Origin of the sequence: Streptomyces sp. NRRL F-5122 (assembly GCF_001507435.1) — a bacterium.
In the GTDB taxonomy this organism is placed as follows: domain Bacteria; phylum Actinomycetota; class Actinomycetes; order Streptomycetales; family Streptomycetaceae; genus Streptomyces; species Streptomyces lannensis.
This window is the reverse complement of record NZ_LMWH01000293.1, coordinates 1-24,909: the sequence shown is the minus strand read 5'-3', so window position 1 is coordinate 24,909 and position 24,909 is coordinate 1. Positions and strand designations below refer to the sequence as shown.

The following is a 24,909-nucleotide window of genomic DNA, read 5'->3' as shown; positions in this document are numbered from 1 at the left end:
GGATCTCGGCAAGGCGGAAGCCATTGCAGGGGCCCGCTCGAGCCTGCCCGCTACAGGGACCGTGCCGACGACCCGGGGTGAGCACTGGCTTTACCAGGGCAACGTGCGGGCCGCCAACGCCGTACCACCCGGCGTGGACATCAAGTCGTCCATGCCGTGCGCGGGTGGCTGGGCCGTGACCACGGGTCGGCACAGTCCCTGCGACTGTCCCGGCTGCGTTCCGCACGGAAGCGCCCCGCAGCGCGTGGCTGCGGAGCGCCTAGCGGGGCTTAGTCGACCATCTGCCCGTCGTGCGTACCGCCCCTGCAGAGGTTGGTCGCCCAATCGACCGTTCCGCCGCCCTGCTCGCACTCACCCGGGGTGGGGCTGGCGGCGGTGGCGGTGGCGGCGCTTGTGAGGCCGAGTCCGGCGAGGGCTGCCGTGGCGATGACGGCGGCAAGGATTCGTCGAATGCGCATTTGGTTCCCCTTTCACGGATTGCCTCGGTCGGGACACTAGCCAGCTTGATCTTCGCCCATGTGGGTGGCACATCATGTTGCGCCATTCAGGTGACATGGCTGTCGGGAGCGGGGCCACTGCCCCGGGCCGCCCAAGGCCACCACGGCCGACGGGGAAGGCGGGACGGACGGCGGCGCGATGGCAGCCCTGGGGGTGGCGACGTCTGCATGACGCGACGCGTCGGACACGCTCCAGTGCCGCGACCACGGCCGCAGGATCACCGCCATACACCACGTGAGGTTCGTCGGACTCGGGAGACACGAAGCGAGTTCGGTCCCCTTGGCTCAGCTCCGGAGTCGAACCTCGGTCGGTGGCTGAGTGCGCCGGCCACAGCGTGGCGGTGCCTTTCGGGTACACGCCAAGTTCCTCAGGGACGGAGACGAGGCCGCGAACGCCAAGAGCTCGGCCCGCCTGGGACAACTAGGCCGAGCAGCCCAAGATCCCGTCCACACGCCGTCCACGCACCCCGAGACGAGGCGTTCGAACGCGAGACAGAGTAAGACAGTCCCTCGATCACAGGGGTGCATGACGAAGGGCCCGTGACCTACTGAAACAGCAGGTCACGGGCCCTTCGTTTCCGTGTGGCGGCGCCAGGATTCGAACCTGGGAAGGCGAAGCCGGCAGATTTACAGACCGCGCAGCAGGTTGTGTTTCAGCTGCAGACGTCAGAGTCGCGCCCTGCTTCGCCCCACACCTGCCCCACAGAAGCGCAATCGCCCCCCATAGCGACCACGCAGTGTCTACTGCGTTTCAATTCTGGCCAGTTCCGAGAGTGCCCACGACGTGAGTATCGCCCGCCTCAACAGCAACCCCAGCAGACGCCCCCCGACCGATTAGAAGAACCTCAAAGCAGAGCCATGGCGTCGGTTACGCCCGCTTTCGTGGCAGAATCCAGCGAAGGACGCGCCAGCTCGTCTTCCGGAGAATGCCCGCGACGTAAAGGTCGTCTGCTTCCGCAGCACGCTCCAACCAGGAACGCGCCTGCTCGTACTCACCCTGGCCGACCAGCACAACCCCAAGCATGGCCATGGCGGTGGCGTTGCCCGCTTCCGCAGCACGCTCCAACCAGGGACGCGCCCGCTCGTACTCACCCTGACTGGCCAGCACAACCCCAAGCACGTCCATGGCATCGGAGTCACCCGCTTCCGCAGCACGCTCCAACCAGAGGCGCCCCCGCTCGTACTCACCCTGACTGGCCAGCACAACGCACAACCCCAAGCACGGCCATGGCATCGGAGTCACCCGCTTCCGCAGCACGCTCCAACCAGGGACGCGCCCGCTCGTACTCACCCTGACTGGCCAGCAGAGCCCCAAACAAAGACATGGCATCGGAGTCACCCGCTTCCACAGCACGCTCCAGCCAGGGAGGCTCTTGCCCGTGCTCACCCCGCGCGATTAGCGCAGCGGCCAACTTAGTCATGATGCCGCTGTTGCCTGCTTCCGCAGCACTCAGCCAGAGGCGCCCCTGCTCCTTCTCGCCCTGACGCGCCAGCACCATCCCAAGCATGGCCATGGCGTCGGAGTGACCCGCTTCCGCAGCACGCTTCAGCAAGGAACGCCCCTGCTCTTCCTCGCCCTGACCGACCAGCAGAATTCCAAGATGGCCCACGGCGGGGGTGTTGCCCGCTTGCGCAGCACGCTCCAACCAGGGACGCGCCTGCTCGTACTCACCCTGGCGGGCGAGCAGAACCCCAAGCACGTCCATGGCCGTGGTGTCGCCCGCTTCCGCAGCACGCCTCCAAGCACGCTCAGACAGCCCGTGAAGTCCTGCTTGGAATGCCGTCAGTCCGATGTTCAGGCAGGCCGCGGGGCTCGCCTCCGCGATCAAAAGCTCCCATTGTGACTCAGGTACACTGACAGGTAGTTCCGCAACGCGCTGGGCGTGTTGAACGAGAACATCTGTGACGCGATAGCCATCCAGGTGGCCGATTTGGGAAGCCTCGGGCGTGAGTGGAGCAGCAGAGCCGCGGACTGGTACGCAGGCCCAATGCACTGCGCTCGTAAACCAATTCTGCTTGGCACCCGCACGTTGCGCGCCAGTCAGGTGACAGGTCGCCAGAACTTCCAGAAGGCCAACTGGCAGCGGCTCCGGGTGGCCGCAGAGGCGAGCATCAACTCCCGCACTGACGACAGCTGCTCCGAATGGGTCATCAGCCTGTTCCCACCTATGGATAAGCTCTGGCACAGCCGCTAGCACCTCGGTCAGGCACGCAGCGTCTCCGTCACCACCCACGGCCTCTCGGAGCCGTGGATCCGCTTGAGCCAGGTTCCGGGCTCGGTCCTGCTCGGCGTTGCTGAAAGTCCTTATGGAGAAGCGGCGGCCCAGTTTGAGGATCTCTCTCGAATCCCGGTTAAGATCTTGCCCATCGTCGGCTTTACTAGACGTACTTAGCCGGGTGTACTCACTCGGCCAGATCGTACCTACTAGTACTACCGGTCGCGTGCGGTCCGCCAACAAGCGTCGCACGGTCTCAACAGTGAGTCGACCTGTCCCGAGGAAGTCTTGCATCTCGTCCAGCCAGACCACGGTGTGCCTCAAGTCCACCGCACTGTCGACCAATGCTGTAAGTTGCCCGGCGGTGGCCGGAATGCACAAACGCCAGTTGTTCAGAACCGCGTTTATCGCTTCGTACGCACACCTGGTTTTACCCGACGCGGCAGGCCCCACGAGAAGCACGAACCCGCCGGATATACTGGCCATCCGTAGAGCCGTATGCAAATCGGCGTCTACATCCCTTGGCACATATGTAGGAAGTTCTGCGGACAGCCCAGGGGCGTCACTCGAAGGCAGTGGGATTGCCGGATGAATACCCAATAGCGCCCGGTCGACTACCTCTCGCACGAACGGTAAGTCTCGATCAGATCCAACCAAGGGTTCGAGCGCAGCCTCCTGGCGTCGGGCCCGCTCGGCCTGCAGCTTTGACTGCTGCGTTAGTGCATCCAACCTCGTCTGCATCAGCGGAGTTGCAACGAGCAACAGTACTCCGCCGGCCCCCGCAACCGCAGTTGTCACCCAGTTCGGACCGGGCAGTTTGACGATGTTGAGTACAGCTGGCCCCACGGTGAACATCAAGACAAAGAACAACGGACCAAACAGCGCGACCCACCAACGCATCCCTCGCCATCGCATGCGCCAGATCATGCCGCAACAGCGCAACTCCGGGCATGCCTGCGCTCGAACCTGCTGCGCGCACCTCTGCACGTATGGGTGCGCTGCGCAGGCCGAGCGACGTGGCTAGCCCGGCGGGGGCACAGCATCCGGAAGGGGTGACGTCCGGGCCGATGCCGAGATCGGGCGGAAAAGGCCGGCGGAACCGGGCCGCCGTACCGCCACCGTCACGGATGCGGCAGCGTGAGCGGACCTAAGCCGGGAGATGGGTCGAGGGGGAGCAGCTGCTGCCGCGATGTGTCGAGCCCGTCATGGGCGCTCCGCTAGATGCACCACCATCGTGGCTAAGCGTTCGGCTGACGGGCCGTCCCTGGGCAGCACCGGACCGCTCTCACTGCTCAGACTTCTTGCGTGTGGATCGACGTCCACCAGGCGGTGAGGCGGTCCGCCATGCCATCCACGTCGTAAGGGTGGCTCAAGCCGAAGTGCTCCGAGGCTTTGCGCAGCCACCTTGTGGCGAGCCTCTACGATCATGGGGGCCGCGCGGGCCATTGCGGGCAGGCAGACACCCGCCCGAGCGCGAACCAGCGTAGGCCCCCGTGATCACTCGCCACAAGGCAGCTCCCGTGCAAACCCTCTCCGCACCGCCCGCGCTGTACCGTCGCCGATCAGGAGGGGCAGCATGCTGAAGAAGCGTAGATGGCACAACCACCCAAGGTGGTACCTGTTGATGGTCGTGCCGCTGATGATCTGGACCGTGACCGATGACAGCAGGATCAGTCGTTCCCTCGGCGTGGTCAGCCTGTTCTGCTGGGGCATCCAGTACCAGCGTGCGATGTCTAAGTGGCGTCGTACGGATGGGGCAACTGGATCTCTGCGCGGGGCCGCCTGGGGGCCGTCCGACGTGGACAACCGCTGACAGGCAACGACAGCTGCCGACCAGATCAATGCAGGCCAGCGCCGAATTCTGACGTATCCGCGCAGGTGACGAAGCAACGCAGCCACTTCCAGAAGAACTGATCAGGGCTACTGGCACCGAGAGCCAAGACGATCACCCCCTATCGTGCCGCCGTGGCTGAAGACTCGGTGATGATCACGCTGACTGGCGACCAGGCCCTCGTGCTGTCCGACTGGCTGGAACGTATGGAGGGCTCTGACGCCTTCGACGCCCTGGTAGACGACCGGGCCGTTTGGTCGGCCTTGCACCAGATCTCGGGCACGCTCGACAAGTCGCTCGTAGCGATCTTCGCGCCCGACTACGCCGAGCGTCTCCAAGCGGCTCGACAGCGGATCAGTGGCGCGGACGAAGACTGACAGCCACGCTGGGCCGTGCCACGCGCGTGCCAGAACAAGGGGGAACCAGCGGAGTACAACGGGGAGAGGGAGCGATCGCGAAAGAGATCGACCCCTGACCAAACTTGCTGGTCAGGGGCCGATACTCCCTAGTGTGGCGGCGCCAGGATTCGAACCTGGGAAGGCGAAGCCGGCAGATTTACAGTCTGCTCCCTTTGGCCGCTCGGGCACACCGCCAGGGATTGTCGCCGCAGGGCCGCTTTTCCGCGGCACCCCTTGGCAACGACGTAAACGATACCTGATGCAGGGGGGTGCTTCGCCACCGGATAGATCGGCGTCCTGAGGGGGCGAGGTGGCTAGGCTTAGGCGGATGCGGCCCGGGATCGACTCCGGGCCGGGCGGCCGCGCTCCCGCACGCCGATACGCACCGATCCATCCCGATACAAGGAGCCACAGGACATGGCCGACTCCAGTTTCGACATCGTCTCGAAGGTCGAGCAGCAGGAGGTCGACAACGCCCTCAACCAGGCCGCCAAGGAGATCTCGCAGCGTTACGACTTCAAGAACGTCGGCGCCTCGATCGCCTGGTCCGGCGACAAGATCCTGATGCAGGCCAACTCCGAGGACCGGGTGAACGCCATCCTCGACGTCTTCCAGTCGAAGCTGGTCAAGCGAGGGGTCTCCCTGAAGTCGCTGGACGCCGGTGAGCCCCAGCTCTCCGGCAAGGAGTACAAGATCTTCGCGTCGATCGAGGAAGGCATCTCCCAGGAGAACGCAAAGAAGGTGGCGAAGATCATCCGTGACGAGGGTCCGAAGGGCGTCAAGGCTCAGGTCCAGGGCGACGAGTTGCGTGTCAGCTCCAAGAGCCGCGACGACCTGCAGGCCGTGATCGCTCTGCTCAAGGGCCAGGACTTCGACTTCGCGCTGCAGTTCGTCAACTACCGGTAGATGACCGGGCAGTACGAGGAAGGGTGGGCACCCCGGCCGGGGTGCCCACCCTTCTTTGCCGCCGGCTGCGGTTCAGGGGTGCTCAGCGCCGTGAGTCGCCGAACAGAACGCGATAGATGATCAGTAGCACCAGCGAGCCGCCGATCGCGGCCGCCCAGGTGGGCCCGTCGTAGAAGTGCTTGCTGATCGGGTGGTGCAGCCAGCGCGACGAGATCCAGCCGCCGATGAAGGCGCCCGCGATGCCGATGAGGGTCGTACCGATGAAACCGCCGGGGTCCTTGCCCGGCAGCAGGAACTTGGCGATGGCGCCCGCCAACAGCCCCAGAACGATCCAGCCGACAATGCCCATGCCGTGAACCTGCCTCTCCGCGCTGTGCCTGTGCTGTGCTCCTGCTCCGGCCAGGCCGTGTTCATTCCTGGACGCTGCCCGTCGTGACGGCCGCACTCGCCCCTGCTTTCCGTGTGCTGGCCCGTCGTCGGAGAGGACGCCTCCGCCGCAGTGGCCGGTTGCAGCGCTCAGTATGGTTCGCCCCATGACACAGTCCGGGGCACAGCAACCCGATGGCCTGGAACTTCGCCGCACCCTCGGCGTCGGGGACGCCGTCGTCATCGGCCTGGGTTCGATGGTCGGGGCCGGGATCTTCGCGGCCCTGGCCCCCGCGGCGCACGCAGCCGGTTCCGGCCTGCTGATCGGACTCGCCGTCGCCGCCGTGGTCGCCTACTGCAACGCCTCGTCCTCGGCGCGGCTGGCCGCCCTGTATCCCGCCTCGGGCGGCACATATGTCTACGGGCGCGAGCGGCTAGGGGTCTTCTGGGGGTATCTGGCGGGCTGGTCCTTCGTCGTCGGGAAGACCGCCTCCTGTGCGGCGATGGCGCTCACCGTCGGCGCGTACGTGTGGCCGGGCCAGGCACACGTGGTGGCCGTCGCCGCGGTGGTGGCCCTGACCGCCGTGAACTACGGCGGCATGCAGAAGTCCGCGCTGCTGACCAGGCTGATCGTGGCGGTCGTGCTGGCGGTCCTCGCTTCCGTCGTCGTGGTGTGCCTCGTTTCCGGGGCGGCCGACACCGCGCACCTGGACATCGGCGCCTCCGGTGGTGCCGGCGGGGTGCTGCAGGCGGCCGGGTTGCTCTTCTTCGCCTTCGCGGGGTACGCGCGGATCGCCACCCTCGGCGAAGAGGTCCGTGATCCGGCGCGCACCATCCCGCGGGCGATCCCGCTCGCGCTCGGCATCACGCTGGTCGTGTACGCGGCGGTGGCCGTCTCCGTCCTTTCCGTGCTGGGTGCCGATGGATTGGGGCGTGCGGCTGCTCCGCTGGCCGACGCGGTGCGGGCGGCGGGGGTGCCCGGTCTGGTGCCGGTGGTGCGTGTGGGAGCGGCTGTGGCCGCACTGGGCTCGCTGCTGGCACTGATCCTGGGCGTCTCGCGGACCACGCTGGCCATGGCCCGCGACCGCCATCTGCCGGGCGCCCTGGCGGCCGTGCATCCGCGCTTCAAGGTGCCGCACCGGGCCGAGCTGGCCGTGGGCGTCGTGGTGGCCACCCTCGCCGCGACCGTGGACGTGCGTGGCGCGATCGGTTTCTCCTCCTTCGGGGTGCTGGCGTACTACGCAGTCGCCAATGCCGCTGCCTGGACGCTGCGTTCGACGCCGGCATCGCGCGTCGTACCGGCGGTCGGGCTGCTCGGGTGCGTCGTCCTGGCGTTCGCGCTGCCATGGGTGTCGGTGGGCGTCGGCGCGGGTGTACTGGGCCTGGGTGCGGCGGCTTACGGCATCCGGCGGTGGATCTCCGTGCGCTGGCCGTGAGCCGGCCCACGGCCTCTGTGCGGATACGCCCTCTCGCCGGGCACGCTCTGCGTGCACACCGCCGGTCGCCGCACGCGCTGTATGAATGTGCCTGCTACGAGGCGCGGGCCGTGCCCGTGCGTATCGGGAAGTCCGGCCACGGCGCCAGGTCCGTGCCGTCGTTGGACTCCTCGTACCAGCCGGTCCCGTCGAGCCAGGTGAGCAGCCAGTCCACGAGGCCGGGAGCGTCCACGTACCAGGCTTGTGCGGCGTCGTCGGCGTTCGGCTCGTAGAGCAGAACCGTGCCCTGCGGGGTACGGCAGTCCACGCACGCATACATGCCGCATCCCCAGTGGGATATCGGCAGGACGCCCTCGGGCCACGGCCAGTCGGGGTCCTTGCGGCCGCTCGCGCAATTCGCGAGGTACTGCGGGACGGCGGCGGGCTCGCCGGACGGCGGGCTGTCGAGCAGGGGCAACAGACCGTACGACGGGCCGAATCCACCGTCCCCTATCCGCAGATACAGGGTCGCGAGCAGCGGGGGCAGCAAGAAGCCCAGGGCCGCCTCGGCGCGGGTGAGCGCGGCCTCCTCCACGGGCTCGGGGAGCGAAGCCCAGCCCCACGGCCGGATGTCGCGGGCCTGTTGCGCCACCCTGTCCAGCAACTGCTCGTACTCGGTCATGGCTTCATGATGCAGGGAGCCACCGACAGTCGGGCGGCCTGTGGACAACCCGCCGGCTTCATGCGGGACCAACGTCGATACGTCGTTCCGCGAGGTGGTCCGGCGGTTCCGGTAAGGGCTGCCGGCAGGGGCCGCGGAACGAGGCTGCCGTCAGCTCGCTCTTCGCCGTGCGCGCGAGGACGTCGTGGGTGCCACGTACGGGAGTGCGCGGCTCGTACGCCCGTCAGCGCGTCGCGAACGGCTCGTCCGTGGATACGATCTCGCGCCCCAGGGGGAGCAGCGAGACCGGGATGAGCTTGAAGTTGGCGATACCGAACGGGATGCCGATGATCGTGATGCACAGGGCGATGCCGGTCACGATGTGGGCGAGGGCCAGCCACCAGCCGGCCAGGATCAGCCACAGGACGTTGCCGATGCAGGAGGGCGCACCCGCGTCACTGCGCTCGACCGTCGTATAGCCGAAGGGCCACAGCGCGTACACGCCGATGCGAAAGGCCGCGATGCCGAACGGGATGCCGATGATCGTGAGGCACAGCAGCACGCCGGCGAGCAGGTACCCGAGGAACAGCCAGAAGCCGCTCAGGACCAGCCAAATGACGTTCAGGATTGTCTTCACCGGTGACGACCTGCCATCTGTTCGAGCCGGGCGATGCGCTCCGCCATCGGCGGGTGCGTGGAGAACATCTTCGCGAGTCCCTGACCGGCGCGGAAGGGGTTTGCGATCATCATGTGGCTCGCCGTCTCCAGGCGCGGCTCGGGTGGCAGGGGCAACTGCTGGGTGCCCACCTCCAGCTTGCGCAGGGCGCTCGCGAGCGCCAGCGGATCGCCGGTGAGCTGGGCGCCGGAGGCGTCGGCCTCGTACTCCCTGGAGCGGCTGATGGCGAGCTGGATGAGGGTGGCCGCGAGCGGGCCCAGAAGCATGATCAACAGCAGACCGAAGATGCCCGGGCCCTCGTCGTCGTCCGAGCGGCCGACCGGGATCAGCCACGCGAAGTTCACCAGGAACATGATCACCGAGGCGAGCGCACCGGCCACGGAGGAGATCAGGATGTCGCGGTTGTAGACGTGGCTCAGTTCGTGCCCGATGACGCCGCGCAGTTCACGCTCGTCCAGGAGGCGGAGGATGCCCTCGGTGCAGCACACGGCGGCGTTGCGCGGATTGCGGCCGGTCGCGAAGGCGTTCGGCGCCTCCGTCGGCGAGATGTACAGGCGGGGCATGGGCTGACGGGCCTGGGTCGAGAGCTCGCGGACCATGCGGTACAGCGCCGGGGCCTCGAACTCGCTCACCGGGCGCGCACGCATCGCGCGTAGAGCCAGCTTGTCGCTGTTCCAGTACGCGTACGCGTTCGTGCCGATCGCTACGAGAACCGCGACGATCAGGCCCGTACGCCCGAAGAGGCTGCCGATGACGATGATGAGTGCGGACAGTCCCCCGAGGAGTACTGCGGTCCTGAGCCCGTTGTGCCGGCGGTGCACGGTACGCCCTCCAAGTGGTGCGGCAGGGGAACCCTTTGTCTGCGAATGCTGTTGACTCCACTTCTCAGTGGACCCTCCCGCACTGGTCAACGCCAGGCGGGGACCTCAAGTTCCCTTGTGCGGGCATCGGAGCGTGTGAGCCGTCCGGGTGAACGGCGACGCCCCGCACACGCGTGTGCGGGGCGTCGCGTACAGGGCATCCGTCAGAAAAGGCCGGTGTCCGAGAAGCGCAGCACGAGCTGGGGCGCTCCGGACAGGGCGACGCCCAGGACGGCACTCAGGGCGATGGCGGCCGTGAGGGGGGCGGGCACCCGCTGCTTCTCGGGCTCACCCTCGGGAGCACGGAAGAGCAGGGCCGTCCACTGCAGGTAGTAGAAGAGTGCGATCACCACGTTCACGGCCATCACCACGGCGAGCCAGCCGAGGCCCGCGTCGACGGCCGCGGAGAATACGGTGACCTTGGCGAAGAGACCGATGATGCCGGGCGGGAGACCCGCCAGACACAGCAGGAAGAACGCCAGGAACAGGGCGGCGAGCGGGTTCGAGGCGTACAGGCCGCGGTAGTCGGTGATGCGGTTCAGGGTCCTCGTACGGCCCACGAGCGCGGCCACGGCGAAGGCGCCGAGGTTGACCGCCGCGTACATCAGGGCGTACGCCACCGTGGAGCCGATCGCCTTCTGGGCGTCCTTGGAGTAGCCGGCCGACGCGATCGGCACCAGGAGGTAGCCGGCCTGGCCCACGGAGGACCAGGCGAGCAGGCGTACGGCGCTGTACGCGCGCGTGGCCTGCTGCCGCAGCGCGCCGACGTTGCCGACGGTCATGGTGAGGCAGGCCAGCGCGGCGAGTGCCGGGCCCCAGACGTCGGAGTAGGACGGCAGGGCGACGACGGTGACGAGGATGAGGCCGGAGAAGCCGACCGCCTTCCCCACCACCGACAGATAGGCCGCGACCGGCAGGGGCGCTCCGACGTAGGTGTCGGGGACCCAGAAGTGGAACGGGACGGCGGCCGTCTTGAAGGCGAAGCCCACGAGGGTGAGGACCACACCCGTCTGGGCGAGAACGTGCAGCTGACCGTCCACGTGCTGGATCCGGTCGGCGATCTGCGTGAGGTAGAGCGAGCCCGTGGACGCGTAGACGAAGCTGATGCCCATGAGGCTGACCGCGGTGGCGGTGACGGACGAGAGGAAGAACTTCAGGGCCGCCTCGGAGGACCTCTTGTCGCCGTACCGCATGCCGACGAGGGCGAACGCGGGCAGGGAGGCGACCTCGAGAGCGACGACGAGCGTCGCCAGGTCGCGGGAGGCGGGCAGCAGAGCGGCGCCGGCCGCGGAGGACAGCAGCAGGAACCAGAACTCCCCCTCGGGGATCCGCCTCTTGGCGTCCTCGAGGACCGTGACGGACAGAAGCGCCGCGAGGAGGGCGCCGCCGAGTACGAGGAACTGGATGACGAGGGTGAAACGGTCCGCCGTGTAACTGCACAGGTGCGGGTCGCCGGCCAGGCAGAAGGTGGCCCGGTCGCCGTCGAGGAGCGGCAGCAGCATGAGCGCCGCGACGGCGAGACCCGCCACGGAGACCCAGCCGAGGAGGGCCTTCCTCCGCGCGTCGAGGAAGAGGTCCGCGACGAGGACGACGAGCCCGACGACGGCCGCGATGGTGGGCGGCGCGACGGCAAGCCAGTCGACGGACTGGACGAGGGTGCTCATCGGGTGCCTCCTGCGAGGAGTTGCTGCACGGCCGGGTCGGTCAGGCCGAGGAGGGCCCTGGGCCACAAACCGGCGACGACTGTGAGGGCGATGAGCGGTGTCCAGGCCGCGAGTTCGTACGTGTGTACGTCGGCGAGCTGCGGGGCGTCCTGCGGGGCGGCGCCCATGCACACCCTCCGCACCACGATGAGCATGTACGCGGCGGTCAGCAGGGTGCCGAACGCGGCGATCGACATGAATGCCAGGAACGCCGGGCGGCTGAGATCCGCGGCGGGCTTGAACGCACCGAACATCGCGAGCATCTCGCCCCAGAACCCGGCCAGTCCCGGCAGGCCCAGCGACGCCACCGCGCCGAAGGCGAGCAGACCGCCGAGTCGGGGAGCCTTGCCGTAGAGGGCGGCGCCGGACTTCTCGGCGAGGGTGTCGAGGTCGGTGGTGCCGGTGCGGTCCTTCAGCGCGCCGACCAGGAAGAACAGGAGGCCGGTGATGAGGCCGTGGGCGATGTTGGCGAAGAGCGCGCCGTTCACGCCGGTCGGGGTCATCGACGCGATCCCGAGCAGCACGAAGCCCATGTGGCCGACGGAGGAGTAGGCGATGAGCCGCTTGAGGTCGCCTCGCGCACCGCGCTTGGCCAGAGCCAGGCAGGCCAGGGATCCGTACACGATCCCTACGACGGCGAACGCGGCGAGGTACGGCGCGAAGGTGTGCGATCCGTCGGGCGCGATCGGCAGGATGATTCGGACGAACCCGTACGTACCCATCTTCAGCAGGACACCGGCCAGCAGCACCGAACCGACGGTCGGCGCCGAGGTGTGAGCGTCGGGCAGCCAGCTGTGCAGCGGCCACATCGGCGTCTTGACCGCGAGCCCGATCCCCATCGCCAGAACGGCGATGACCTGCACGGATGCGGTGAGTGACCGGCCATTGTCAGTGGCGAGTGCCACCATGTCGAACGTGCCCGCCTTGAGCCCGATCAGGAGCAGGCCGAGCAGCATGACGACGGAGCCGAGCAGCGTGAAGAGGATGAACCTCCAAGCCGCCTGGGTCCGCCCCTCACCGCCCCAGCGGGCGATGAGGAAGTACATCGGGATGAGCACCATCTCGAACGCGAGGAAGAACAGCAGCAGATCGAGGACGGCGAAGGTCGCGAGGGTGCCGGACTCGAGGACGAGCACCAAGGCGACGAAGGCCTTCGGGGACGGGCCCGCGGGCATCTTGAAGTACGAGTAGAGCGCGCAGAGGAAGGTCAGCAGCGCGGTCAGGACCAGAAGGGGGAGGGAAATGCCGTCGATGCCGAGGTGGATCCGCACATCGAGTGCCGGGATCCAGCTGATGTCGGTGGCGGCCTGCATCTTCGACGGATGGTCGTGGTCGAAGCCGAGCGCCAGGACGATCGCCGCGATGAGCACGACACCGGTGACGGTCACGCCGTGCCGCAGCACGGCCTGCTCGGGCGACTTCCCCTTCAGCCCGGGCGGGGCCGGCAGAAGGGCGGCGAGCGCGCCGATGAGCGGCACGACGACGATGAACGCCAGAAGGATCTGCATCACGGACTCACTGATATCGATCACGCCTGCTCACGCTCCCGTGGCGACGAGGAGGGCGGCCACCGCGAGGACGACGGTGCCGGCGAGCAGCGCGCTCACATAGGTCTGCACATTGCCGGTCTGGGCGCGCCGTACCGCGGCCCCCAGCAGGCGGGGTAGGGCGCCGGCGCCGCGCACGTAGGTCTCGACGACCTCACGGTCGAGGAACCGGACGAGGCTCGCCCCCGCCCTGACCGGACGGACGAAGAGCGCGTCGTACACGGCGTCCAGGTGGAAACCGACGGCAGCATGGCGGTGCAGCGGGCCCAGCAGGAGACGGCCCGGGTCCGCGGGGTCGTGTGCGTAGGCGACCTCTCCGTACGCGGGCTCATGGCTCGCGATGGCCTCGGCCTCGACCAGACCGGCGTCCGCCTCGGGGTGGGCCGCGACCGCACCCAGGGGGACGCGGCCGGCGAGCGCGGTGGTGTGGCGCCAGGCGCCGTAGGTCACGAGTCCGCCGACCAGGGCGAGGCCCGTGCCGAGGACGGAGGTGATCAGCGTCGGCGTCAGGTCACGGCTGTCGAACCAGTCGGGGAGCACGCCGTACGCCAGTCCGAAGGCCAGCGACGGAACGGCGAGCACCCACAGCACGGCGTTCATGACGAGGGGCTGCTTGCCGTGGTCCGGCGCCTCGGCACCGTGGCCCCGGAAGGCGAGCAGCCACAGCCGGGTCGCGTACGAGGCGGTGAGCAGTGCCGTGAACAGGCCGACCAGAAGGACGATCCACCCTGCGACACCGGGGGCGTGCTCGGTGTGCCCCGTGGCGACGTGCTCGGCGGCACCGAGCACGGACTCCTTGGAGAAGAAGCCGGCGAACGGCGGGATCGCGGCGAGAGCGAGCAGTGCCACGGTCATCGTCCAGTAGGCGTCGGGGACGCGGGCGCGCAGGTCCTTCATACGGGACATTGCGGCCAGCGAGTTGGTGCCGGCGGCGTGGATGATCACGCCGGCCGCGAGGAAGAGGAGCGCCTTGAAGGCGCCGTGGGACAGGAGGTGGAAGACGGCGGCCCCGCGCTCGCCGACGGCGAGGGCACCGGTCATATAGCCGAGCTGGCCGATGGTCGAGTAGGCGAGCACGCGCTTGATGTCGTCCTGGGCGAGCGCGGCGAACCCTGAGCCGGCCATCGTCACGGCGGCCATGACGGCGAGGACGACCATCGCGGCCGAGGAGGCCTGGAACACCGGAAGGAGGCGGGCGATGAAGTAGATACCCGCCGCGACCATGGTCGCGGCATGGATCAGTGCGGAGACGGGTGTCGGGCCGGCCATCGCGTCGGGGAGCCAGGTGTGCAGCGGGAACTGCGCCGACTTGCCCGCCACACCGGCCAGGAGCAGCAGCGCGATCAGGGTCGGGTGGTGCAGTCCTCCGCCGGCGACGGTGCCCAGGATCTTCGTGATGCGGAAGGAACCGGCGTCGGTACCGAGCGCGAACAGACCGATGAGGAAGGGAACGTCGCCGAGCTTGGTGACCAGGAAGGCCTTGATGGAGGCGGCGCGGGCCTCCGGGGTCTCCCAGTAGTGACCGACCAGGAAGTAGGAGCAGATGCCCATGACTTCCCAGCCCACCAGCAGCACGATCAGGTCGCCCGAGTAGACGACCAGGAGCATCGCGGAGGTGAACAGGGAGACGAGAGCGGCGTACGAGGGGTAGCGCGGGTCCTCGCGCAGATAGCCCGTCGAGTAGATCTGCACGCACAGGGCGACGAGGCCCACCAGGACGGCGACGAGTGCGGCGAAGCCGTCGATGTGCAGCGCGAGTTCGATCGGGACCGAGCCGGTGGGTGTGAACTCGGTCGCGGAGTCGACGGCCCGGCCGCCGCCCTGACGTGCCGCGACCAGCACGGCCAGTACGAACGCCGCGAGGGTCGGCAGGACGGCGAGCGGGCGGACGAAGCCGGGAGCGGTGCGGCCGAGCAGCAGGCCGGCTGCGGCTCCGAGGAAGGGAAGGAGAGGGACGAGGACGGCGAGGGTGGTCGTGGTCACGCGGTGGCCTCAGCCTTCTCAGCCTCGGGGGCGTCGCTTTCGTGGCCCTCGGCGGTGTCGCGGAGTCTGTCGATGTCCGAGGTACCGCGATTGCGGTGGACGGCGAGGACGATCGCCAGGCCGATACCGATCTCGGCGGCGGCGATGGCGATGGTGAACAGGGTCAGGGCCTGACCGGAGTGCAGCGTCTCGCGGGCGGTCCTGTTCAGCCAGACGTCGAAGGCGACGAGGTTGAGATTGACGGCGTTGAGCATCAGCTCGACGGACATCAGGACGAGGATCGCGTTGCGGCGGGCGAGCACGCCGTAAAGGCCCGTCGAGAAGAGGAGGACGGCGAGAACGGCGGGATAGACGAGGTGCATCAGCGGACGCCCTCCTTCTCGCTCCGGCTGCCCGGGACGGCCGGGGTGCCCGTAGTGGCGGCCGCCGCGTCCGCCTTCGCCTTGCGGGAGAGGACGATCGCGCCGACCAGGGCGGCGAGGAGGAGGACGGAGAGGGCCTCGAAGGGAAGCACCCAGTTCTGGAACAGGCTGGCGCCCGTCACCTTGGTGGAACCCGAGGGTGCGCCGCCGAGGTCGATCCAGGTCGTGCGGAACGCGTCGACGACCACCCAGACGAGGGCGGCCGCGGCCGCGACGGCGACGCCGAGTGCGGCCCAGCGGTTGGCGGAGTCGGCATCCGGCGAGCGGCCGATGGGTGCCTTGGTGAGCATCAGCCCGAACAGGAGGAGGACGACCACGGAACCGACGTAGATGAGGACCTGCATCCACGCGATGAACTCGGCGGTGAGCAGCAGGTATTCGACGGCGAGGCCACCGAGGGTCACCACGAGCCACAGGGCGGCGTGCACCAGCTGCCTGGTGGTGACGGTGACGAGCGCGGCGCCGAAGGTCACCAGCCCGACGAGGAGGAAGGCGATCTCGACGCCGGTCGGGGAGAGGAAGCCGTGCGGTGCGGCGGCGGCCGTGGTCGCCAGTGCGGCGGCGGGGCTCACGACGCTCCCTCCTGGGGGTCGGTGGGCTCGGTCGGCGGCTCGGCCTGCGCGGCGGCCAGCTTCTCGGCGGCCTTGCGAGCGGCGGCGATCTCCTTGGGCTCCTCGGCGCCGGGATCGAGGGCGGGCGGGGCCGGCACGGTCCACATCCACTCGCGGAGCTTGTCGCGCTCGTGGGTGAGGTCGCGGATGTCGGTCTCGGCGTACTCGAACTCCGGGGACCAGAAGAGGGCGTCGAAGGGGCATACCTCGATGCAGATACCGCAGTACATGCAGAGGGAGAAGTCGATGGCGAAGCGGTCGAGGACGTTGCGGCTGCGCTCCCGGCCGCCCGGGGTCGCCGCCGGGACCGTCTCCTTGTGGGAGTCGATATAGATGCACCAGTCCGGGCACTCGCGGGCGCACAGCATGCAGACCGTGCAGTTCTCCTCGAACAGGCCGATGACGCCGCGGCTGCGCGGCGGAAGAGCGGGCTGGGCGTCCGGGTACTGCTCGGTGACGGTCTTCTTCGTCATCGTGCGCAGGGTGACGGCCAGGCCCTTGGCGAGACCGGAGCCCGGGACGGACCGGCGGGGCCGCCCGGAGGGCGTCGTCGTGGGGTGGTCGGGCGACGGGCGGGACACTAGGAGATCACCACCTTGACGATGCCGGTGACGGCGATCTGGGCGAGGGAGAGGGGGACGAGGAGGGTCCAGGAGAACTTCTGGAGCTGGTCCTCCCGCAGGCGGGGGTAGGTGACGCGCAGCCAGATGACCACGAACGCGAGGATCGCGGTCTTCAGCAGGGTCCAGACCCAGCCGAGGCCTTCGGCGCCCCAGGGACCGTGCCAGCCGCCCAGGAAGAGGACGGTGGTCAGGCCGCACAGGACGATGATCCCGGCGTACTCGGCGAGCAGGAACAGGGCGAATCGGAGCCCCGTGTACTCCGTGTACGCGCCGAAGATGATCTCCGAGTCGGCGACGGGCATGTCGAAGGGCGGGCGCTGCAGTTCGGCGAGGCCGGCGACGAAGAAGACGATCGCGCCGACGATCTGCCAGGGCAGCCACCACCACTCGAAGGCGTCGACGATGCCGGGGAGCGAGACGGTGCCCGCCGCCATCGCCACCGAGGCGGCGGCGAGCAGCATCGGAAGTTCGTAAGCGAGGAGCTGCGCGGCGGTGCGCAGACCGCCCAGGAGGGAGAACTTGTTGGCGGAGGCCCAGCCGGCCATGAGCGAGCCGAGGACACCCACGCCCATGACGGCGAGGACGAAGAAGATGCCCGCGTCGATCACCTGACCGACCGCGCCCTCGCCCGGGCCGATCGGGATGGCGAGAAGGACGAGGAGGTACGGCAGGAGGGCGACGGCGGGGGCCAGTTGGAAGACGCGACGGTCCGCGCCCGCCGGGACGACGTCCTCCTTCTGCGCGAACTTCACGCCGTCGGCGACGAGTTGCGCCCAGCCGTGGAAACCGCCGGCGTACATCGGGCCGAGTCGTCCCTGCATATGGGCCATGACCTTGTGTTCGGTCTGGCCGACGATCAGGGGGAAGGTGAGGAAGACGACGAACACGACCAGGAGTCGCAGGCCGACGTCGAGAGCGCCGTTCACCGCGTGCCTCCGGTGGGGTCGTCGGGGGTGGGGGGTTCGTCGGAGTTCGGGGACGGTGACGGTGACGCGGACGGCGACTCGGCGGGCGGGTCGTCGGGGCGACGGGTTTCGCCACCGCCCGTCTCGGCCTCAGCGCCGTCATCGGCTTCGGGCGTGGACCCGGCTTCCGGCTCGGACGCACCTTCGGCCTTCGGTTCGACCTCGGCCTTCTGCTCGGCCGCACCGTCCGCCTTCGGCTCGGCGTCAGCCTCCGGCTCGGCTCCCGGGCCGCCCGCGGTCCCGGCCGCAGCCGTGCCCTCGGCCGCCTCCGCCAGGTCCACCGTGTCCGCGGCGTCGGCCCTGTCCGCCGTATTCGCGGCGTCCGCGCTGTCCTCCCTGGCCGGACGTTCCGGCGTGGAGGTGGACCGGGAAGGCTCGTCGAAGGCCGGGCGGGCGTGGTGCCAGGGGGCGTCCGAGCTGCGCGCCGCTGTGGACGGTTCGGGTGTCGCACCTGTGTCTGGGGCTTCGGAGGCGCCCGTACGCTGCGAGGCGGATCCTCCGGACGCGCTGCGCGCACGCCGCGCACCCGCCGCCGGTCCACCAGCGGCGCCTTCCGTCCCGGCCCCCTGCGCACGCTGCGAGGCCGAGCCCTCGGACGCACTCCGCGCCCGACGCGCACCGGCCGCAGGACCGGCGGACCCGGCGCCCGCCTCGGCCTCACGCTGCGACGCCGAACCCTCCGACGCGCTCCGCGCCCGACGGGGCGGGGGCGAGGTCTGCGTGGGCTCGCTCGCGGCCGGGGCCTGGGTCGCGGAGCCCTCCGCTGCCGTGCGGGTACGACGGACGGGGCGGTCGCCGGCCGTGCGTCCTGCGGCACGGGCCGTGCGGGCGGGGGCCGGGGGAAGCTGCCCCTTGAGAGGCCCCCACTCGTTCGGGTCGGGCACCCCCGGGGGCAGCATCTGGCGGCGCTTGGGGCCGCCGTGGTCGGATTCGCCCGGTTCCTTTGCGCCGGGCCAGGCCTTGGCCACCCGGGCCGCCAGGACGAAGTCCTTGCGCAGCGGATGCCCCTCGAAACCCTCGGGCAGAAGCAGGTGGTCCAGCCCCGGGTGGCCTTCGAAGGAGACGCCGAACATCTCGTGGGTCTCGCGTTCGTGCCAGGCGGCGCCCGCGTAGACGTCGACGGCGGAGGGAAGGACGGGGGCGTCGTGCGGGACCGTCGTGCGCACGAGCAGACGGCGGACCGGCGTCAGGGCCACGACGTGGGCCAAGACGCGCATGCCCGTACCGGGGTCGTCGACCGCGCTCAGCCAGTCGAAGAACGTGCAGCCCAGGTCGTCGCGGGCCACCCGAAGCGCCGAGATCCAGCCCGAGGCGGGCACGTCGACCGTCAGGACCTCGTACGACTCCTCGGCCGTGGCCTCCGCGCCGAAGAGGTCCTCAACGGGCGCGGGCAGCCAGGCGGTCCCGGTCATCGTGCCACCCCCGGACCCGGTCCCTGGTCCGCGGCCGGCCCGTCTGAGGCCGTCGCCGGGGACGGCGGCTGGACCAGGCCGCTCTGCAGGGCTGCGGTGGACGGCCGTGTCGAGCCGTACCGCTCCCCGAGCGACTCGCGCGCGATCTTCTCCTGAAGTTTGAGGATGCCCTGGAGCAGCGCCTCGGGACGCGGCGGGCAGCCGGGGACGTAGACGTCCACCGGGATGATCTGGTCGACGCCCTTGGTGACCGAGTACGAGTCCCAGTAGGGGCCGCCGCAGTTCGAGCAGGCGCCGAAGGAGATGACGTACTTCGGCTCGGGCATCTGCTCGTACAGGCGTTTGACGGCCGGGGCCATCTTGTCCGTGACCGTGCCGGACACCACCATCAGGTCCGCCTGGCGCGGGCCGGGCGCGAACGGGATCACTCCCAGGCGGATGAAGTCGTGCCGGGCCATCGAGGCGGCGATGAACTCGATCGCGCAGCAGGCGAGACCGAAGTTGAAGACCCACAGCGAGTAGCGGCGACCCCAGTTCAGGATCACCTTCATCGGCTCCGGAGCGAGCCGGGAGAGCGCGCCGAGCCTGCCCCTGCCTTCGGCTGGAAGCACCTCGGGCTCCGGCAGCAGCACCGGCTCCGCGGCCGACGGGGTCGAGGGGTTCACGTCCATGTGAGGACCCCCTTCTTGTATGCGTAGAGCAGTCCCACGGCCAGGAAGCCGAGGAAGATGAACATCTCCACGAGCGTCGTCGCGCCGTAGCCGGGGGCGGCGAACACCGTCGCCCAGGGGAACAGGAAGATCGAGTCGACCGCGAAGATCACGTACAGGAACGCGTAGACGTAGTAGCGGACCTGGGTGTGGGCCCAGCCCTCGCCGACGGGATCGACGCCGCACTCGTACGTCAGGAGCTTCTCGGGTGTGGGCACGACGGGCCGCAGCAGGCGGCCCGCGCCGAAGGCGACGGCGACGAACAGCACGCCGACGACGGCGAGCAGCCCGACGACGGAGTAGGACTGGAAGTAGTCCGCCGCGACGACGTTCCCGGTGTGCACGGCACCCGCCGTGCTTCCGTTCCCCACGTTCCCGGTCTCCGCCATGACAGCGACGGCGGTCGGATCCGGCACGTCAGCCCCTCACTCCCTGGCCCCGTGACTCTGATGAACCGTGTGTTCGACGATCTGTACGCACGGGAGTCTAGGCCCTGCTAAAGAAAGGGTAAGCAGCCCGTCGCGCCCCGAGATGCGCGGTGCTCCGCTCGCGGCATCGATCACCTGCCCCCGGGCAGGGCTCCGCTCGCGCTGCCGCGGAAGCCGCAGGGGTGGGGTTTGCCCCAGTAGGTCTCGGCGGTCCGCCTCATGGCGTTCCCGGGGGCCGGGTTGGCAGGCTGGCGGACATGACCGAACGAGGCCGGAAGATATGACCGAACGCATCACGAGCTCCGGCGCCCCGCACGGCAGGCGCCCGCCGCCCCTTTCCCCCGATTCGGACGGGGAGCGGCCGCCACCCGCGCGCATGGCCCTGGGCGGGCACACCTGGCGGGAGATCGCGCATCTGCTGGTCAATCTGCCGGTGTCGCTGGTGGGCTTCACCTACGTGGTGACGGTGCTGTCCACTGGCGTGGGGATGACGGCCACCGTGGTCGGCCTGCCGCTCCTGGCCCTCGGGCTGTTGGGCGCACGGCAGCTGGGCAAGCTGGAGCGGGCTCGGGCCAGGGCGCTGCTCGGGGTGCGGGTGGAGGAGCCGAGCCCCCTGCCGTTGCGCAGGGGCGGCGGGACGTTCCAGCGGATGTGGCTTGCCTTGAAGGACCAGGTGGGCTGGCGAACGGTCCTGTACGAGTTCATCCGGCTGCCCTGGGGTATCGCGACCTTCACGGTGACGTTGGTGTCGCTGTTCGTCCTGTGGCCGGTGCTGCCGTTCATCACCCGGGGGCTGACGAACGTGGACCGGGCCATGGTGCGCGCACTGCTGTCCCCATCGGACGAACTGGAACGGCGCATCGCGGAACTGGAGTCCGACCGCGGGGTGGTCGTCGACACCGCGGCGGCGGATCTGCGGCGCATCGAGCGCGATCTCCACGACGGGGCACAGGCCCGCCTCGTGAATCTGGCGATGGGGCTCGGTCTGGCCAAGGAGAAGCTGCTGGAAGACCCGGACTCGGCGGCGGCGATGGTCGCGGAGGCGCACGGCGAGGTGAAGCTCGCGCTGCAGGAGCTGCGGGACCTCGCGCGCGGCATCCATCCGGCGGTGCTCACCGACCGGGGGCTGGACGCTGCGCTGTCGGCGGTCGCCACACGCTGCACCGTGCCGGTGAAGGTGACCGTCGATCTGGAGGCGCGACCGGCCGCGGCGATCGAGGGCATCGCCTACTTCACGGTCTCGGAGCTGCTGCAGAACATCAGCAAGCACAGCGGGGCGAAATCCGCCTCGGTCGACGTCTGGCGGACCGACGAACGGCTGCTCATCCAGGTGCACGACGACGGTCGGGGCGGCGCAAGCCTCGATGCCGGCAGCGGCATGGCGGGACTCGCGGAGCGGCTGGGCGCGGTCGACGGCCTGTTCGTCGTCGACTCCCCGGTGGGCGGCCCGACCACCGTCACGGCGGAGCTGCCGTGGCGGGGCCGGGAGCACGAGGCGCGGCGCGGCTGAGAGGCCGGCGAACGGGGACGGCGGGGCGGTCGTACGCGGGAGCGTACGGCCGCTCGGCGTATCGGGGCCCTGGGAGGGCCGGGTACGGGGTGGGGAAAACCCCCGGTCCAAGACGCCGACGCGCTCCATGGTCCGGCGGGCGCCAGGACAGCAGGGTGGGGGTACGAACCTGCGGCGGGCCGAGCGGGCCCGCCGCTCAGGGGTGGATGACGAGGAGAACGGACAACGCCGATGGCCACGCAGTACGGGCAGGGGTACGGAGAGTGGGACGACCCCGGATCGGGAGCCGCCGAGGGGGGGAGGCACCGGCTTCCCCTCGTGCTGCTGGCGCCGATCGAGGGACGCAGCTGGGGCGAGTTCTGCTACCTGCTGCTGAGCCTGCCGATCGGCATCACGATGTTCACCTACAGCGTCACGATGTTCTCGCTCGGAGCGGGGCTGCTGGTGACGTTCCTCGGGATCCCGGTGCTCGCGGCGGCGCTCGCGGGGGCCCGAGGGTTCGGTGCGCTGGAGCGGGCACGGGCGCGAGGGCTGCTGGGGCTCGAGGTGGCCGACCCCGAGCCGCTGCGGATGAAGCGACGCGGCGCGATGGCCTGGGTCGGGGCGATGCTCAGGAGCGGGACGTCGTGGCGGCACATGCTCTACACGGTGCTGCAGTTCCCGTGGGCGGTGTTCTCGTTCAGTGTGGGGGTCACCTTCTGGGTGTGCGGATGGTCCCTGCTGACGTATCCGCTGTGGTTCTGGGTGTTCCCGAGGTACCTCGGGCAGGACGGCATACAGCTCTACGGCGACGAGACGCACCACGTCTATGTGGACAACCCGTTCGAGATCACGGTGACCGTGCTGCTGGGGCTGCTGATCACGCTGGCCACGCCGTGGATCGTGCGGGGGCTGACGACCGTGGACCGGCTGCTGGTGCACGGGCTGCTCGGGCCGTCGCGGCTGGCGACACGGGTGGTGGAGCTGGAGTCGGACCGCGGGGTGGTGGTCGACACGGCGGCTGCGGACCTGCGGCGCATCGAACGGGATCTGCACGACGGGGCTCAGGCCCGCCTGGTGGCGCTGGCCATGGACCTGGGTCTGGCGAAGGAGAAGCTGACCGAGGATCCGCAGGCGGCGGCGCGGATGGTGGACGAGGCGCACGGAGAGGTGAAGACGGCCCTGCAGGAGCTGCGGGACCTCGCCCGCGGCATCCATCCGGCGGTGCTCACGGACCGGGGGCTGGACGCGGCGCTGTCGGCGGTGGCCTCGCGGTGCACCGTGCCGGTTCAGATGGACGTGGACCTCGCGTCACGGCCGGCGCCGGCGATCGAGGGCATCGCCTACTTCACTGTGTCGGAGCTGCTGCAGAACGTCAGCAAGCACTCCCGGGCGACACGGGCGACGGTGGACGTGTGGCGGGTGGAGGACCGGCTGCTGTTGCAGGTGGCCGACGACGGGATCGGCGGTGCGGACACCTCCGCGGGGTCGGGGCTGGCCGGGCTGGCCGGACGCCTCGATGCCGTGGACGGGGTGCTGGTGGTGGATTCCCCGGCCGAGGGTCCGACCCGGATCACCGCCGAACTGCCGTGGCGGTCGGCCTGACGGCGACCGGGCGCCGCCCCTGACGCGCCGCCCCCGTCCGTTCGTTCGGCGGGGGCGGCACGGCGCGGTTGTCACCGGGGCGGCTCATCGGGCCACCGGACGTCCGCCGCCCTTGACGTGCAGGACGCCCGCCGCCCTTGCCGCACCCCGTCCTGGCCGCACGGGACTGCCCTTGCCGCACCCCGTCCCGACCGCGCAGGACGCCGGCACGAGCGTCCCGCACACCCCGCCGGCGCCTTGCCCGCCGGCCCGGGCGGAATCCCGCCCACCCCCATGGGACCCAGTCCCTCCCCCGGTGCAGACTCCCCCAGGCCCGCCGGGCGGAACACGGCCGGTTCAGTTGTCCACAGGCCCCGGTGAGAAGGAGCGGACGGCGTAATACTGAGGTGCCGAGGGGCGACCTCACGACGCGGGCCGCCCGGGACACCGCCGGTAGAGACGGCTGGAGACGAAGGGCACGGGGGCCGAAGATCGTGGAGGACAGGGTGCGGGTGGTCATCGCCGAGGATTCAGTGCTGCTCAGAGAGGGCCTGACGCGGCTGCTGACCGATCGCGGACATGAGGTCGTCGCCGGTGTCGGCGACGGCGAGGCATTGATCAAGACCATCACCGAGCTGGCGGACCGCGGCGAGCTGCCCGATGTCGTGGTCGCCGACGTGCGGATGCCGCCGACCCACACGGACGAGGGGGTCAGGGCAGCGGTTCAGCTCCGCAAGGCGCACACCGGGCTCGGCGTGCTGGTGCTGTCCCAGTACGTCGAGGAGCGGTACGCCACCGAACTGCTGGCCGGTTCCAGTCGCGGGGTCGGTTATCTGCTCAAGGACCGGGTCGCCGAGGTGCGCGAGTTCGTGGACGCCGTGGTGCGGGTGGCCCAGGGGGGTACGGCGCTGGACCCGGAGGTGGTCGCGCAACTGCTCGGACGCAGCCGAAAGCAGGACGTGCTGGCCGCGCTCACACCGCGGGAGCGGGAGGTCCTAGGACTGATGGCCGAGGGCCGGACGAACTCCGCGATCGCCCGGCAGCTCGTCGTGAGCGACGGAGCCGTCGAGAAGCACGTCAGCAACATCTTCCTGAAGCTCGGTCTGTCACAGAGTGACGGGGATCACCGGCGTGTTCTCGCCGTCCTCACCTACCTCAACTCCTGATCGACTGACACTGTGTCACGAAGCCGGAACCGGCAGTGCCGGGTACTCCGGAAGCACCAGAACCAAAGGATGAACAAGGAGCGTCTTCAAAAGCATCGTCGGGGGGCTGGAAAATCATGACAAGTCAGGGCGTCGGATCGTCTCGCCATGATGTCCATCATGCGAGAGACCGAGGGAAGGCGACCCTTACCGACGTAGGGTTGATCCTGGGAAGGCCGGCGGGCCGGCCCCTCCCGGTCAGCCGCCTCGAGGGAGGTCCAGTTCAGTGACCAGCCAGGTCAGCAGTCCAGCGGAGCAGGCAGACGGAGCCGCCGTAGGGGAACAGCGCAAACCGGCGGGCGCGAAGGATGTGCAGAGGCTCGACCGGGTGATCATCCGTTTTGCGGGGGATTCCGGTGACGGGATGCAGTTGACGGGTGATCGTTTCACGTCGGAGACGG

The 24,909-nt window shown here is 69.4% G+C and carries 25 protein-coding genes and 1 tRNA gene; 8 read left to right on the top strand and 18 right to left on the bottom strand.

Annotated elements, in window-relative coordinates:
- Positions 1-269 precede the first annotated feature (269 nt).
- From ADL25_RS42755 to ADL25_RS52530, 3 genes are all read right to left on the bottom strand, one after another.
- A complete protein-coding gene (locus ADL25_RS42755) occupies positions 270-458 on the bottom strand; it encodes a hypothetical protein (protein ID WP_059133365.1) in 189 nt (62 codons plus the stop codon).
- A 907-nt stretch (positions 459-1,365) separates the two neighbouring features.
- Positions 1,366-1,623 carry a tetratricopeptide repeat protein gene (locus ADL25_RS49520; RefSeq protein ID WP_159045142.1) on the bottom strand — a complete coding sequence of 86 codons (258 nt, stop codon included), beginning with the start codon at positions 1,621-1,623 and terminating at the stop codon, positions 1,366-1,368.
- 58 nt (positions 1,624-1,681) lie between these two features.
- Positions 1,682-2,491: a tetratricopeptide repeat protein gene (locus ADL25_RS52530; RefSeq protein WP_420711423.1), complete on the bottom strand. Its 810-nt coding sequence runs from the start codon at positions 2,489-2,491 to the stop codon at positions 1,682-1,684.
- Between ADL25_RS52530 and ADL25_RS49510 the strand changes: the two genes are divergently transcribed.
- From ADL25_RS49510 to ADL25_RS42735, 3 genes are all read left to right on the top strand, one after another.
- On the top strand, positions 2,384-2,692 hold the full coding sequence (locus ADL25_RS49510; protein ID WP_159045141.1) for a hypothetical protein: 309 nt from the start codon (positions 2,384-2,386) through the stop codon (positions 2,690-2,692). The genes ADL25_RS52530 and ADL25_RS49510 overlap by 108 nt on opposite strands.
- Positions 2,693-4,289: 1,597 nt before the next feature.
- Positions 4,290-4,526 (top strand): hypothetical protein, encoded by a 237-nt coding sequence (locus ADL25_RS42740; RefSeq protein WP_059133362.1) that lies wholly within the window; start codon positions 4,290-4,292, stop codon positions 4,524-4,526.
- Between the two features lie 152 nt (positions 4,527-4,678).
- Positions 4,679-4,921 (top strand): hypothetical protein, encoded by a 243-nt coding sequence (locus tag ADL25_RS42735; RefSeq protein WP_234381283.1) that lies wholly within the window; start codon positions 4,679-4,681, stop codon positions 4,919-4,921.
- A 134-nt stretch (positions 4,922-5,055) separates the two neighbouring features.
- Here ADL25_RS42735 and ADL25_RS42730 read toward each other — a convergent pair.
- A tRNA-Tyr gene (locus tag ADL25_RS42730) sits at positions 5,056-5,137 on the bottom strand.
- Positions 5,138-5,359: 222 nt separating this feature from the next.
- Between ADL25_RS42730 and ADL25_RS42725 the strand changes: the two genes are divergently transcribed.
- Complete coding sequence (locus ADL25_RS42725; RefSeq protein WP_059133361.1) at positions 5,360-5,848, top strand: YajQ family cyclic di-GMP-binding protein; 489 nt, start codon at positions 5,360-5,362, stop codon at positions 5,846-5,848.
- A gap of 82 nt (positions 5,849-5,930) precedes the next feature.
- Here the strand turns inward: ADL25_RS42725 and ADL25_RS42720 are convergent, their stop codons facing one another.
- Entirely contained in the window at positions 5,931-6,197 is a 267-nt protein-coding gene (locus tag ADL25_RS42720; RefSeq protein ID WP_059133360.1) for a GlsB/YeaQ/YmgE family stress response membrane protein, read from the bottom strand.
- A 184-nt stretch (positions 6,198-6,381) separates the two neighbouring features.
- Here ADL25_RS42720 and ADL25_RS42715 point away from each other — a divergent pair, with 184 nt between their 5' ends.
- A complete protein-coding gene (locus ADL25_RS42715) occupies positions 6,382-7,650 on the top strand; it encodes an APC family permease (protein WP_059133359.1) in 1,269 nt (422 codons plus the stop codon).
- 94 nt (positions 7,651-7,744) lie between these two features.
- Here ADL25_RS42715 and ADL25_RS42710 read toward each other — a convergent pair whose 3' ends face one another.
- From ADL25_RS42710 to ADL25_RS42650, 13 genes are all read right to left on the bottom strand, one after another.
- Positions 7,745-8,311, bottom strand: a complete 567-nt coding sequence (locus tag ADL25_RS42710) for an SMI1/KNR4 family protein (RefSeq protein WP_059133358.1) — start codon at positions 8,309-8,311, stop codon at positions 7,745-7,747.
- A gap of 223 nt (positions 8,312-8,534) precedes the next feature.
- Positions 8,535-8,927, bottom strand: a complete 393-nt coding sequence (locus ADL25_RS42705; RefSeq protein ID WP_059133357.1) for a YccF domain-containing protein — start codon at positions 8,925-8,927, stop codon at positions 8,535-8,537.
- Positions 8,924-9,787: a zinc metalloprotease HtpX gene (gene htpX / locus ADL25_RS42700; RefSeq protein ID WP_059133356.1), complete on the bottom strand. Its 864-nt coding sequence runs from the start codon at positions 9,785-9,787 to the stop codon at positions 8,924-8,926. Before htpX ends, ADL25_RS42705 begins: the two co-directional genes overlap by 4 nt.
- A 203-nt stretch (positions 9,788-9,990) precedes the next feature.
- The gene (locus ADL25_RS42695; protein ID WP_059133355.1) at positions 9,991-11,490 is read right to left on the bottom strand and encodes an NADH-quinone oxidoreductase subunit N; all 1,500 of its coding nucleotides are present in this window, start codon (positions 11,488-11,490) and stop codon (positions 9,991-9,993) included.
- A complete protein-coding gene (locus ADL25_RS42690; protein ID WP_059133354.1) occupies positions 11,487-13,061 on the bottom strand; it encodes a complex I subunit 4 family protein in 1,575 nt (524 codons plus the stop codon). The genes ADL25_RS42695 and ADL25_RS42690 overlap by 4 nt, the downstream gene beginning before the upstream one ends.
- Before the next feature lie 6 nt (positions 13,062-13,067).
- Complete coding sequence (locus tag ADL25_RS42685; protein WP_059133353.1) at positions 13,068-15,059, bottom strand: NADH-quinone oxidoreductase subunit L; 1,992 nt, start codon at positions 15,057-15,059, stop codon at positions 13,068-13,070.
- Complete coding sequence (nuoK, locus tag ADL25_RS42680) at positions 15,056-15,421, bottom strand: NADH-quinone oxidoreductase subunit NuoK (RefSeq protein ID WP_059133352.1); 366 nt, start codon at positions 15,419-15,421, stop codon at positions 15,056-15,058. Before nuoK ends, ADL25_RS42685 begins: the two co-directional genes overlap by 4 nt.
- Positions 15,421-16,053, bottom strand: coding sequence for an NADH-quinone oxidoreductase subunit J (locus ADL25_RS42675; RefSeq protein WP_059133351.1), 633 nt, complete (start codon positions 16,051-16,053; stop codon positions 15,421-15,423). The genes nuoK and ADL25_RS42675 overlap by 1 nt, the downstream gene beginning before the upstream one ends.
- Positions 16,050-16,565, bottom strand: coding sequence for a 4Fe-4S binding protein (locus tag ADL25_RS42670; protein WP_059133376.1), 516 nt, complete (start codon positions 16,563-16,565; stop codon positions 16,050-16,052). Before ADL25_RS42670 ends, ADL25_RS42675 begins: the two co-directional genes overlap by 4 nt.
- 107 nt (positions 16,566-16,672) lie before the next feature.
- Positions 16,673-17,641, bottom strand: a complete 969-nt coding sequence (locus ADL25_RS42665; protein ID WP_059133350.1) for a complex I subunit 1/NuoH family protein — start codon at positions 17,639-17,641, stop codon at positions 16,673-16,675.
- Positions 17,638-19,092: an NADH-quinone oxidoreductase subunit C gene (locus ADL25_RS42660; protein ID WP_059133349.1), complete on the bottom strand. Its 1,455-nt coding sequence runs from the start codon at positions 19,090-19,092 to the stop codon at positions 17,638-17,640. Before ADL25_RS42660 ends, ADL25_RS42665 begins: the two co-directional genes overlap by 4 nt.
- Positions 19,089-19,763 carry an NADH-quinone oxidoreductase subunit B gene (locus ADL25_RS42655; protein ID WP_059133348.1) on the bottom strand — a complete coding sequence of 225 codons (675 nt, stop codon included), beginning with the start codon at positions 19,761-19,763 and terminating at the stop codon, positions 19,089-19,091. Before ADL25_RS42655 ends, ADL25_RS42660 begins: the two co-directional genes overlap by 4 nt.
- Complete coding sequence (locus ADL25_RS42650) at positions 19,754-20,191, bottom strand: NADH-quinone oxidoreductase subunit A (protein ID WP_059133375.1); 438 nt, start codon at positions 20,189-20,191, stop codon at positions 19,754-19,756. Before ADL25_RS42650 ends, ADL25_RS42655 begins: the two co-directional genes overlap by 10 nt.
- Positions 20,192-20,510: 319 nt before the next feature.
- Here ADL25_RS42650 and ADL25_RS42645 point away from each other — a divergent pair, with 319 nt between their 5' ends.
- The 3 genes from ADL25_RS42645 (at position 20,511) to ADL25_RS42635 (ending at position 24,469) form a co-directional block, all read left to right on the top strand.
- Complete coding sequence (locus ADL25_RS42645; RefSeq protein WP_059133347.1) at positions 20,511-21,740, top strand: sensor histidine kinase; 1,230 nt, start codon at positions 20,511-20,513, stop codon at positions 21,738-21,740.
- 231 nt (positions 21,741-21,971) lie between these two features.
- Positions 21,972-23,324, top strand: a complete 1,353-nt coding sequence (locus ADL25_RS42640; protein WP_059133346.1) for a sensor histidine kinase — start codon at positions 21,972-21,974, stop codon at positions 23,322-23,324.
- Positions 23,325-23,809: 485 nt separating this feature from the next.
- A complete protein-coding gene (locus tag ADL25_RS42635) occupies positions 23,810-24,469 on the top strand; it encodes a response regulator transcription factor (protein ID WP_308119955.1) in 660 nt (219 codons plus the stop codon).
- Positions 24,470-24,909: the final 440 nt, after the last annotated feature.

Bases quoted from the DNA above. Each gene is read 5' to 3' on its own strand.
- ADL25_RS42755 (WP_059133365.1), bottom strand. From the start codon at position 458: ATGCGCATTCGACGAATCCTTGCCGCCGTCATCGCCACGGCAGCCCTC.
- ADL25_RS49520 (WP_159045142.1), bottom strand. From the start codon at position 1,623: ATGGACGTGCTTGGGGTTGTGCTGGCCAGTCAGGGTGAGTACGAGCGG.
- ADL25_RS42740 (WP_059133362.1), top strand. From the start codon at position 4,290: ATGCTGAAGAAGCGTAGATGGCACAACCACCCAAGGTGGTACCTGTTG.
- ADL25_RS42725 (WP_059133361.1), top strand. From the start codon at position 5,360: ATGGCCGACTCCAGTTTCGACATCGTCTCGAAGGTCGAGCAGCAGGAG.
- ADL25_RS42720 (WP_059133360.1), bottom strand. From the start codon at position 6,197: ATGGGCATTGTCGGCTGGATCGTTCTGGGGCTGTTGGCGGGCGCCATC.
- ADL25_RS42715 (WP_059133359.1), top strand. From the start codon at position 6,382: ATGACACAGTCCGGGGCACAGCAACCCGATGGCCTGGAACTTCGCCGC.
- ADL25_RS42710 (WP_059133358.1), bottom strand. From the start codon at position 8,311: ATGACCGAGTACGAGCAGTTGCTGGACAGGGTGGCGCAACAGGCCCGC.
- ADL25_RS42695 (WP_059133355.1), bottom strand. From the start codon at position 11,490: ATGAGCACCCTCGTCCAGTCCGTCGACTGGCTTGCCGTCGCGCCGCCC.
- nuoK (WP_059133352.1), bottom strand. From the start codon at position 15,421: ATGCACCTCGTCTATCCCGCCGTTCTCGCCGTCCTCCTCTTCTCGACG.
- ADL25_RS42670 (WP_059133376.1), bottom strand. From the start codon at position 16,565: ATGACGAAGAAGACCGTCACCGAGCAGTACCCGGACGCCCAGCCCGCT.
- ADL25_RS42660 (WP_059133349.1), bottom strand. From the start codon at position 19,092: ATGACCGGGACCGCCTGGCTGCCCGCGCCCGTTGAGGACCTCTTCGGC.
- ADL25_RS42655 (WP_059133348.1), bottom strand. From the start codon at position 19,763: ATGGACGTGAACCCCTCGACCCCGTCGGCCGCGGAGCCGGTGCTGCTG.
- ADL25_RS42650 (WP_059133375.1), bottom strand. From the start codon at position 20,191: ATGGCGGAGACCGGGAACGTGGGGAACGGAAGCACGGCGGGTGCCGTG.
- ADL25_RS42645 (WP_059133347.1), top strand. From the start codon at position 20,511: ATGACCGAACGCATCACGAGCTCCGGCGCCCCGCACGGCAGGCGCCCG.
- ADL25_RS42640 (WP_059133346.1), top strand. From the start codon at position 21,972: ATGGCCACGCAGTACGGGCAGGGGTACGGAGAGTGGGACGACCCCGGA.